Consider the following 10,022-nt stretch of genomic DNA (forward strand, 5'->3'; position numbering starts at 1 on the left):
CCACCGCGGACCTAGCCTCGCCTCGTGTCAGACGACGAGGAGACGGTGGTCCGGGAACGGCTGCGCCGGCTGGTGGGGCGACCGGCGTCGGCCGGTCCGTGGGTCGGGTTCCCCGACCATCCGGGGCGGTCCACGCCGCCGCCGGTTCCGCTTCCGTCCGGGGCCGATCCGGCGTCGCCGCCGTGGCCGGGATCCGGTCCCGACCCGACCGCTCCGAGCGCCCGTTCGGCGTCGTCCCTCGCACCGGCCGTCGTCCCGGTCGGGCGCACAGCGTCGGCGGAGCCCGGTCCGCCGCCCGAGGTCGACGGAGGTGCGGACCACCACGTCGTGGCCGTCGAGGCGGCCCACCGCGCAGCGCTCGTGCCGGTCGCCGACGCGGGAGCCGGCCCGGCCGACGACGGGGCGAGCCCCGGGCAGGCGACGCCGTCCCGGCTGCCGGGGCCGGGAGCGTTCGACCCGGGGCGGCGGGGCGTGCGGGCGCTCGCCGTCGTCGCCGTGCTGGTGGTGCTGGGGGCCGGCTTCTGGGCCTGGCGGTCCCGGCCCCAGGCCGAGCCGGTCCGGCCGGCGGCCACCACCGCCGGGCCGCCCCTGGCGTCGGAGACCGGGCTGGCGGAGCCGGCGGCGTCCCCGGCGGGGGACATCGTGGTCGCGGTCGCCGGCAAGGTCCGCCGTCCCGGGCTGGTCCGGGTGCCGGCCGGCGCGCGGGTCGCCGACGCCGTCGAGGCGGCCGGCGGGGCGCTGCCCGGGGTGGACGTGGCCCTGCTCAACCCGGCCCGCAAGGTCACCGACGGGGAGCTGATCCTGGTCGGCGTCGCCGCCCCGCCGGGCGCGGCACCACCGCCCGGCGCCGCGCCCGGCGGGGCGCCGGGAGCGGCACCCGGCCCGGGCGGCCGGCTCAACCTGAACACCGCGACGCTCGCGCAGCTCGACGCCCTGCCCGGGGTGGGGCCGGTGCTGGCCCAGCGCATCCTCGCCCACCGCGACCAGCAGGGCGGCTTCCGCTCGGTCGGCGACCTGCGCCAGGTCGAGGGCATCGGCGACGCCAGGTACGAGCAGCTCAAGGACCTGGTGACGGTGTGACGGCGGGCGGACGGCCCGCGCGGGCCGTGGGATCGTCGCCGGTGACGGGCGGCCGGCCCGCGTGGGGCGAGGGACCGTCTCCGGTGACGGCTGCCGCCAGCGGCACACCGGATGCTGCGGGGCACCGGGCGGCGGAGGGGCCTGACCTGCGGCTGGCCGGTCTGGCCGTGGCGGCCTGGCTCGCCGCGCTGGCCGGGCTGCACCTGACCGCCGGCGTGACGCTGCTGCTGGCGGCGGTGGCCGCCGGGGTGGCGGGCCTGGCCGGGCTCCACCTCGTCGGCGTCCTCGGCCGGCCGGCCGCCCCCGTCCGGCGGTACGGCTGGATCGCCGTCGCGGTGCTGATCGGCGTGGTCTGCGGCGCGACGGCGACCGCCGCCCGGGTGTCCGTCCGCGACGCCGGTCCGGTACGCGCCCTGGTCGAGGAGCGTGCCGTCGTCACCGTCGAGCTGGTCGTCCGCGACGACCCCCGCCCCGTACGCGGCGTCGCCGGGCGGCCGGCCACCCTGCTCGTGCCGAGCGAGCTGACCGGGGTCACCGGCCCGGACGGTCGGCGGGTCGTCGCGCGAGTCCGGGTGCTGGTCCTCGCCGCCGGCCCCGGCTGGCAGGGGTTGCTGCCGGGGCAGCGGCTGACCGCCGAGGGGAGGCTGGCCGTCCCGCGCGGCGGGGACCTGACGGCCGCCGTGCTGAGCGCGGCGGGCCCGCCGGAGCGGCATGGCCCGGCGCCGACGTCGCAGCGGGCCGCCGGGGCGCTCCGCGCCGGCCTGCAACGCGCCTGCGCGCCGCTCCCCGACGAGCAGGGCGGCCTGCTGCCCGGCCTGGTCGTGGGCGACACGAGCCGGCTGCCGCCCACGGTGGAGGAGGACTTCCTCGCCACCGGCATGACCCACCTGAACGCCGTCTCCGGCTCCAACGTGGCCATCGTCGTCGGCGCCGTGCTGCTGCTGGCCCGTTGGGCGCGGGCCGGCCCCTGGCTGGCCGCCGGGCTCTGCGGGTTGGCCCTGGTGGGGTTCGTCATCCTGGTCCGCCCTTCGCCGAGTGTGGTGCGGGCCGCCACGATGGGCGCGATCGGGCTCGCCGCGCTGGCGGCCGGGCGTCCCCGCGCGGCCCTGCCCGCGCTGTCCGCCGGCGTGGCCGTGCTGCTGCTGTTCGACCCGGAACTGGCCGGCGACGCCGGCTTCGCGCTCTCCGTGCTGGCCACCGGCGGTCTGCTGCTGCTCGCTCCGAGGTGGCGCGACGGGCTGCGCCGCCGCGGGGTGCCCGCCGGGCTCGCCGAGGCGCTGGCGGTGCCGGCCGCCGCGCAGCTCGCCTGCGCCCCGGTGGTGGCCGGGATCTCGGGCACGGTGAGCCTGGTCGCCGTGCCGGCGAACCTGCTCGCGGTGCCGGCGATCGCGCCCGCCACGGTGCTCGGCGTGCTGGCGGCGGCGGTGTCGCCCGTCTGGCCCGCCGGGGCGGAGTTCCTCGCGTGGCTGGCCAGCTGGCCGGCCTGGTGGCTGGTCACGGTGGCGCGACACGGGGCGCGGCTACCGGCGGGCACGCTGCCGTGGCCGGGCGGGGTCCCCGGGGCCCTCCTGCTGGCCGGGCTGACCGTCGCGCTGCTGGTGGCGGCCCGACGCCCGGTGGTCCGCCGGCTGGTGGCGGTGGTCGTCGTCGCGGTGGTGGCCGGCGCGCTGCCGGTGCGGCTGGCGGCCCCCGGCTGGCCCCCGGCGAACTGGGTGGTCGCCGCCTGCGCGGTCGGCCAGGGCGACACCGTCGTGCTGCCGGTCGCCCCGGGCCGGGCGGTGGTGGTCGACGCCGGGCCGGATCCGGCGGCGGCGGACGGCTGTCTGCGCCGGCTCGGCGTACGCGAGGTCGCGCTGCTGGTGTTCAGCCACTTCCACGTCGACCACGCGGGCGGTGTGGCGGGCGTGTTCCGGGGACGGCCGGTGGACGCGGTGCTCGCACCGCAGTGGGCGGAGCCGGCGGCCGGGCGGGACCTCGTCCGCGCCGAGGCGGCGGCGCACGCCACCGAGGTGGTCGCCGGCCGGGCCGGCTGGCGGTACCGGGAGGGCATGCTCGACCTGGTCGTCGTCGGTCCGCCCCACCCGCTGCGGGGCACCCGGTCGGACCCGAACAACAACTCGCTGGTGCTGCTCGCCACGGTCACCGGGGTACGGATCCTGCTCGCCGGCGACGCCGAGACCGAGGAGCAGCGGGCGCTGCTGGACAGCACGACACCGGGCGGGCTGCGGGCCGACGTGCTGAAGGTTGCGCACCACGGCTCCGCCTACCAGGATCCGGCCTTCCTGGACGCGGTCGCCCCGGCGGTCGCCCTGGTGCCGGTCGGGGCCGGCAACACGTACGGGCATCCGCACCCGGCGGTGCTGGGGCGGCTGGCCCGGGGCGGGGCGCGGGTGCTGCGTACCGACACCGACGGGGACGTGGCGGCGGTGCTCGGCCGGTCGGGTCTCGCGGTCGTGACGCGCGGTATCCCGCCGGGCCGGCAGCCGTAGGAATCGACGCCAATTCTTGGCTTTGGCGGCGTACTGAGATAAATGTCTGGATTTGCACTGAGTGCGGGCTCCGCCGTCACAGTGCGGATGAGCAGGCTGGACCGAGCCGCCGGCCGTGCGAATATGGGCGGCGTGACCGCCGCCAGCCTCGCTCCCATTCTGCTCGTCCTCGGCGACGAGGAGCTGCTCGCCACGCGCGCGGTCACCGAAGCCGTGGCCCGGGCCCGCAGTGTCGACCCCGACGTGGACGTCCGCGAGTACCAGGCCGGCGCCCTGACCGTCGGCGAGATCGCCGAGATGCTCAGCCCCTCCCTCTTCGGCGGGCGGCGGGTGCTGGTGCTCCGCGCCAGCCAGGACGCCCGCAAGGACCTGGTGGCGGCCCTGCTGGCGTACGCGAAGAACCCCGACCCCGAGGTGCAGCTCGTCGTGCTGCACCTCGGCGGGGCCAAGGGCAAGGCGTTCGCCGACGGGCTGAAGGCGGCCGGCGCGACGGTCGTGCCGGCGGCCAAGCTCAAGGGGCACCGCGAGCGGGTGGCGTTCGTCCGCGACGAGATCCGCCGTGCCGGCGGGAAGTGCACCGACGACGCCGCCGAGGCGCTCATCGCGGCGGTCGGCAACGACCTGCGCGAGCTGGCCGCCGCGTGTTCCCAGCTGATGGCCGACACCGACGGCCGGATCGGCGCCGACACGGTCGCCCGCTACTACCGGGGCCGCGTCGAGGTGAGCGGCTTCACGGTCGCCGACGCCACCATGGTCGGCGACGTGCCGGCCGCCCTGGAGGCGCTGCGCTGGGCGCTGCACGTCGGGGTCGACCCGGTGCCGATCGCCGACGCGATCGCCGACGGCGTGCGCACCGTGGCCCGGGTCGCGTCCGCCGGCCGGGGCAGCCCCTACCAGTTGGCGAGCAGCCTGGGCATGCCGGCGTGGAAGATCGAGCGGGCGCAGCGCCAGGGGCGCGGGTGGACCCCCGAGGGCCTGGTCGAGGCCATGCGGGCCGCCGCCGAGTGCAACGCGGCCGTCAAGGGCGGGGCGGACGACCGGGCGTATGCGCTGGAGCGGGCCGTCTTCTCGGTCGCGGCCGCCCGGCAGGGTGGCGCCCGGTGAGCGGAGCCCTCCGCGGCTCGTGGGCCACGATCCCCGCCGACGAGGAGCGCTACCGGCCGCTCTACGCCCGGGTCCTCGGGCTGCGCGTCGTCAACCCCGGCGGGGTGCTCTGCTTCCTCTTCTTCGAGGGCGCCGTCGCGCTCGCCGCGCTGCTCGCCCTCGCCGAGTTGGTCACCTGGTGGGCGGTGCTGATCCTGCCCGCGACGGTGGCGGTGATGGTGAAGCTCAACGACATGGTGGCCGCCATGGTGGTCCGCTCCGCGGCCCTCGTGCCCGAGCAGGAGCGGGACCGCTTCCGCCAGCAGATGGAGCCCGTCGTCGGGCGGGCCAGGGTCGACTGGATCACGCACAGCGTGCCCGGCGTGGTCGTCACGACCGAGCCGGTGGCGCGGGAGGCCGGTGACGGGACGGAGACGGGCCGACCGGCTCAGCCGTGATCGTCGGCACGCCGGCGGCCCGGTCGGTCTCGCCCGGCCGGATGGTGGCGCGGTGCGCGAAAGCGGACAGCCCGCAGCTCGGCCGGGTAATGGTGCGGTACGCGAGAAGCGGACAGCCGGAAGCCCGGCCGGTCTCTCCCGGCCGGGTGGTGGTGCGGAACGCAGAAGGGCGGACAGCCGGAAGCCCCGGGGAACGCCCGGGGCTTCCGGTCAGGTCTGGGGTCGCCGCGTCAGGCGGAGAGCGACACCACGCGCTTGGCGATCGCGGACTTGCGGTTCGCGGCCTGGTTCGCGTGGATCACGCCCTTGCTGACCGCCTTGTCCAGCTTGCGCGAGGCGTCGCGCATGAGGATGGTGGCCTTCTCGACGTCACCAGCCTCCGCAGCCTCGTGGAACTTCCGGACGGCGGTCTTCAGCGACGACTTGACCGACTTGTTACGCAGCCGGCGCTTCTCGTTCTGCCGGTTGCGCTTGATCTGGGACTTGATGTTCGCCACGCGACAGCCTCGTCTTGATAGCTCGGGTTGGTCTGCTTGTGCGCGCGACGAGCATGCGTCATCGCTGCGCGAAGAGCCAGGTTACCAGGTCGCCCGGGACGAGCCAAAACGGCTCCGCCCCGGGCCCTGGTGGGGGCGTGCCCGGCCGGGCACGGACGGGCCGGACACCGGCCGGGCGGGGGAGCCGGGCGGGGGAGCCCGGCCGGGGCCGGCGGTCGATCGCCCGGGCCGGTGCGTGCGGCGGGGCCGGTGCGTGCGGCGGGGCCGGTGCCGGCCGAGGGTGCGGGGGTCAGGCCCAGCCCTGCCGTCGGGCGAGCCAGGCGAGGGACTGCTCGCCGCTCCACCGCTGGTGCGCCGGCAGGTGCGGCGACGCCGTCGCGGGCGCCGAGGCGGCCGTGGTGAGGAAGTAGCCGGACAACGCGGCCAGCGTGACGTCCAACGCGTCCGGGGGTGCCCCGGCCGCCGCCGGATGCCGGGCGAAGAGCGTGTCGGCGTCCAGGCCGCCGGCGTACGCGGTGAGGAGCAGGCCGGCCAGGTCGAACCAGGCGGGACCGTGGCAGAGCCAGGTCCAGTCGCAGAGCCAGGCCCGGCCGATCCCGTCGATCAGCACGTTGTCCAGCCGCAGGTCGCCGTGGATCAGGCCGCTTGCCCCGGCGGCGTACCCGGGGAGGCGGGACTCCAGCGCGACGAGGTCGGGCAGGCGGTCCCGCACCCGCTCGGGCAGCGGCGGTGACGGCTCCCGGCCGGCGGCCACCTCGCCCCACCAGAGGATGTCCTCCCGGGCCAGGTCGGCGAGGTGGGGCAGCCCGAGCGCGACCAGCGGGGCCGGGGGTGCGGCCAGCGCGGCGGCGACCTCGGCGTACCCGGCGAGGGTGGCGGTCAGTTCGGCCGGGTCCCAGGGCAGCCGGGGCGTGTGGCCGTCGACGGCGTCCAGGCAGAGCGCGAACCAGCCGGCCTCGTACAGCGTCCAGCGGGGGCGGGGCGCCGGCAGGTCGTCCGGGAGCCGGTCGAGGATCACGGCCTCCCGGGCGTACCAGTCGACCAGGCGCGGTTGCTCGGCGGCGGCCGCGGCCTTGACGAAGGCCCGGTCCCCGGCGGCGGTGGTGAGGACGGCGGCGAAGCCCCGGGTGAAGCCGGCGCCGGCCACGCGGGCGGCGACCACCGGGGCGCCGAGCCGGGCGGCGATCGCGGTGCGTAGGGCAGCGGGGAGCGTCTCCCACGCCGGCCGGTGCGCGGTCGCGTGGTACGGCACCGGGGGCGGGAACGTCGGGGTCACCCCACCATGCTGCCGGGACACGGGGCACGGGGCACCGGGGGCGCGGGCCAGGACACACCGTGACGCGGGGCCGCGAACCGGCGGGGTGTTCCCGCTGCGGCGGGACGGGCGGCGCGGTCTGCCAGACTGCCAGGCCATGAGGACCGACGACTTCTGGCAGTTGATCGACCGGGCGCGGGCCGGCGGCGGGGGAGAGCCGCACGCGGTCGCCGCGCGGGCCGTCGCCCTGCTCGCCGAGCGCGACCCGGACGACATCGTCGGGTACGCCCGCCACCAGGCCCGGGTGCTGTCGGCCTCGCACAAGGCCGACCTCTGGGGGGCGGCCTACCTGATCAACGGCGGGGTGTCCGACGACGGCTTCCACCACTTCCGGGGCTGGCTGATGACCCAGGGCCGCGCGGTCTTCGCCCGCGCCGTCGCCGACCCGGACTCGCTGGCCGAGCTGCCGCAGGTACGGGCGGCGTCGCTCAGCGGCGAGGAGTTCTCGGCCGAGGAGATGCTGGCGGTGCCGTGGGACGCCTACCGCAGGGCCACCGCCACCGACCTGCCGGCGGACCGGGAGCCGGCGCCGGTGCCGGACCTCAACGACTTCTGGGACTTCGACGACGAGGAGGAGGCCAGGCGGCGGTTGCCCCGGCTCGCCGCCCTCTTCGTCGAGCCGCCCGCCGAGTGACGCCGGCCGGGGCGTCGGCGCTTGACGCCGTGCGCCGGCGGCCCGGCCAGGGGCCCCGGGGGGATCCCCGGCGGCGGGGATCGCCCGCGCAGCGGGTGCGCGGCGGCGACGTGGGAGCATAGAGGGGGCCGGCGTCGCGCCGGCCCGCTCACGTCAGCCGACCAGAACGGACCGCTGTGCCACCGACGCTCGATTCCGGCGCGAACGCTCCTGGTGCCACCGACCCGGCGCGCATCAGGAACTTCTGCATCATCGCCCACATCGACCACGGGAAGTCGACCCTGGCCGACCGGATGCTGCAGCTCACCGGCGTGGTCGACCCCCGGCAGATGCGTGCGCAGTACCTCGACCGGATGGACATCGAGCGCGAGCGCGGCATCACGATCAAGAGCCAGGCCGTCCGGATGCCCTGGACCGTCCGGGAGGGCGACCGGGCCGGCGAGGCCGCCGTGCTCAACATGATCGACACTCCGGGCCACGTCGACTTCACCTACGAGGTGTCCCGGTCGCTGGCCGCCTGCGAGGGCGCGATCCTGCTGGTCGACGCCGCCCAGGGCATCGAGGCGCAGACCCTGGCGAACCTCTACCTGGCGCTCGAGAACGACCTGCACGTCATCCCGGTGCTCAACAAGATCGACCTGCCGGCCGCCCAGCCGGAGAAGTACGCCGAGGAGCTGGCGCGCCTCATCGGCGGCGACCCGGCGGACTGCATCAAGGTCTCCGGCAAGACCGGCGAGGGCGTGCCGTACCTGCTCGACGAGATCGTCCGGCAGTTCAAGCCCCCGGTCGGCGACGCCGAGGCGCCGGCCCGCGCGATGATCTTCGACTCGGTCTACGACGTCTACCGGGGCGTGGTCACCTACGTCCGGGTCATCGACGGGCACATCAGCGCCCGCGACCGGATCAAGATGATGTCCACCGGTGCCGCGCACGAGCTGCTGGAGATCGGCGTCATCTCGCCGGAGATGGTGAAGGCCGACGCGCTCGGCGTCGGCGAGGTCGGCTACCTGATCACCGGTGTGAAGGACGTCCGCCAGTCCCGGGTCGGTGACACGGTCACCATCAACTCCCGGCCGGCCACCGAGGCCCTCGGCGGCTACAAGGACCCGAAGCCGATGGTCTACTCGGGCCTCTACCCGATCGACGGCTCCGACTACCCGAACCTGCGCGAGGCGCTGGACAAGCTCAAGCTCAACGACGCCGCGCTCGACTACGAGCCGGAGACGTCGGGCGCACTCGGCTTCGGCTTCCGCTGCGGCTTCCTCGGCCTGCTGCACCTGGAGATCATCCGGGAGCGGCTGGAGCGGGAGTACAACCTCGACCTGATCTCGACCGCGCCGAACGTGGTCTACCGGGCCATCACGGAGGACGGCCAGGAGATCGTCGTGACGAACCCGAGCGAGTACCCCACGGGCAAGATCGCCGAGGTGTACGAGCCGGTCGTGCGCGCCACCGTGCTGACCCCGAACGACTACGTCGGCGCGGTGATGGAGCTCTGCCAGGGCCGCCGGGGGAGCCTGCTCGGCATGGACTACCTCTCCGCCGACCGGGTGGAGCTGCGCTACACGCTGCCCCTCGCGGAGATCATCTTCGACTTCTTCGACCAGTTGAAGAGCCGCACCAAGGGCTACGCCTCGCTGGACTACGAGCCCTCCGGCGAGCAGGCGTCCGACCTGGTCAAGGTCGACATCCTGCTGCACGGCGAGCCGGTGGACGCGTTCAGCGCGATCGTGCACAAGGACAAGGCGTACAACTACGGGGTCACCATCGCGGCGAAGCTGCGCAACCTGATCCCGCGCCAGCAGTTCGAGGTGCCGATCCAGGCGGCCATCGGCAGCCGGGTGATCGCCCGGGAGACCATCCGCGCGATCCGCAAGGACGTGCTCGCCAAGTGCTACGGCGGTGACATCAGCCGTAAGCGCAAGCTGCTGGAGAAGCAGAAGGAGGGCAAGAAGCGGATGAAGATGGTGGGCCGGGTGGAGGTCCCCCAGGAGGCCTTCATCGCCGCGCTCTCGTCCGACTCCGGGGACGGCAAGGCCCCCGGCAAGAAGTGACGCGCCGCCGGTCCGCCGGCGGATGACGACGTACGACGGCCGGCGCCCCGGCCGGGCCGCGGACCCTCGGTGGTCCCGCCCGGCCGGGGCGTCGGCCGTTCGCGTCCGGAGATTTTTCGCGGCCCGCCCCGGGGACGGCCGGCCCGCGACGGGACGGGGCGCCACCTGCGCGGACGGCCCCGCGGCGGGATTCGCCGCGACGTGCCATTGACGCTCGACGCCGTCTGTCGGAGTGCGAATCGGTTTGGCTTTTCGGCGGCTCGGGAACATTGCGGTCACGACAGGAACACCACAGACCGTGGAATTGATTATTCAGAAGGAGGGCGACGTGGAGCTCACCGTTTGGGGCATCATCACTGCGCTCATCGTTGGTCTGATCGTCGGCGCTCTGGGTCGCCTGCTCGTGCCGGGC

8 protein-coding genes and 1 pseudogene are annotated in these 10,022 nt (G+C 75.7%); 7 read left to right on the forward strand and 2 right to left on the reverse strand.

Annotation, left to right across the window (positions count from 1 at the left end; all coding sequences use genetic code 11):
• The first annotated feature begins 24 nt into the window (after positions 1 to 24).
• From ACFY23_RS06170 to ACFY23_RS06185, 4 genes are all read left to right on the forward strand, one after another.
• Positions 25 to 1,080, forward strand: a complete 1,056-nt coding sequence (locus ACFY23_RS06170) for a helix-hairpin-helix domain-containing protein (RefSeq protein WP_387036763.1) — start codon at positions 25 to 27, stop codon at positions 1,078 to 1,080.
• A gap of 83 nt (positions 1,081 to 1,163) precedes the next feature.
• Positions 1,164 to 3,569 carry a ComEC/Rec2 family competence protein gene (locus ACFY23_RS06175; protein WP_350819615.1) on the forward strand — a complete coding sequence of 802 codons (2,406 nt, stop codon included), beginning with the start codon at positions 1,164 to 1,166 and terminating at the stop codon, positions 3,567 to 3,569.
• Positions 3,570 to 3,692: 123 nt separating this feature from the next.
• The gene (gene holA, locus ACFY23_RS06180) at positions 3,693 to 4,673 is read left to right on the forward strand and encodes a DNA polymerase III subunit delta (protein ID WP_350684164.1); all 981 of its coding nucleotides are present in this window, start codon (positions 3,693 to 3,695) and stop codon (positions 4,671 to 4,673) included.
• Positions 4,670 to 5,110, forward strand: a complete 441-nt coding sequence (locus tag ACFY23_RS06185; protein ID WP_350684163.1) for a hypothetical protein — start codon at positions 4,670 to 4,672, stop codon at positions 5,108 to 5,110. Before holA ends, ACFY23_RS06185 begins: the two co-directional genes overlap by 4 nt.
• 230 nt (positions 5,111 to 5,340) lie before the next feature.
• Here ACFY23_RS06185 and rpsT read toward each other — a convergent pair whose 3' ends face one another.
• Together rpsT and ACFY23_RS06195 are read right to left on the reverse strand one after the other, a co-directional pair.
• Positions 5,341 to 5,607: a 30S ribosomal protein S20 gene (gene rpsT, locus ACFY23_RS06190; protein WP_350684162.1), complete on the reverse strand. Its 267-nt coding sequence runs from the start codon at positions 5,605 to 5,607 to the stop codon at positions 5,341 to 5,343.
• A 289-nt stretch (positions 5,608 to 5,896) separates the two neighbouring features.
• Positions 5,897 to 7,021, reverse strand: a complete 1,125-nt coding sequence (locus ACFY23_RS06195; RefSeq protein ID WP_387036759.1) for a phosphotransferase — start codon at positions 7,019 to 7,021, stop codon at positions 5,897 to 5,899.
• On the opposite strand from ACFY23_RS06195, the gene ACFY23_RS06200 reads away from it, so the two are divergent.
• From ACFY23_RS06200 to ACFY23_RS06210, 3 genes and pseudogenes are all read left to right on the forward strand, one after another.
• Positions 7,020 to 7,556, forward strand: coding sequence for a DUF4240 domain-containing protein (locus ACFY23_RS06200; protein ID WP_350684160.1), 537 nt, complete (start codon positions 7,020 to 7,022; stop codon positions 7,554 to 7,556). The two genes, ACFY23_RS06195 and ACFY23_RS06200, sit on opposite strands and share 2 nt — an antisense overlap.
• 176 nt (positions 7,557 to 7,732) lie before the next feature.
• Entirely contained in the window at positions 7,733 to 9,610 is a 1,878-nt protein-coding gene (gene lepA / locus ACFY23_RS06205) for a translation elongation factor 4 (RefSeq protein WP_350684159.1), read from the forward strand.
• Between the two features lie 328 nt (positions 9,611 to 9,938).
• Positions 9,939 to 10,022, forward strand: a pseudogene (locus ACFY23_RS06210) (GlsB/YeaQ/YmgE family stress response membrane protein); the annotation flags it as partial.

This window comes from Micromonospora sp. NPDC000121 (assembly GCF_042899165.1).
GTDB lineage: Bacteria > Actinomycetota > Actinomycetes > Mycobacteriales > Micromonosporaceae > Micromonospora.

What these genes read in the sequence shown, in the direction of transcription:
- holA (WP_350684164.1), top strand. Translation starts at nt 3,693, where the DNA reads ATGGGCGGCGTGACCGCCGCCAGCCTCGCTCCCATTCTGCTCGTCCTC.
- ACFY23_RS06195 (WP_387036759.1), bottom strand. Translation starts at nt 7,021, where the DNA reads ATGGCCTGGCAGTCTGGCAGACCGCGCCGCCCGTCCCGCCGCAGCGGG.
- ACFY23_RS06200 (WP_350684160.1), top strand. Translation starts at nt 7,020, where the DNA reads ATGAGGACCGACGACTTCTGGCAGTTGATCGACCGGGCGCGGGCCGGC.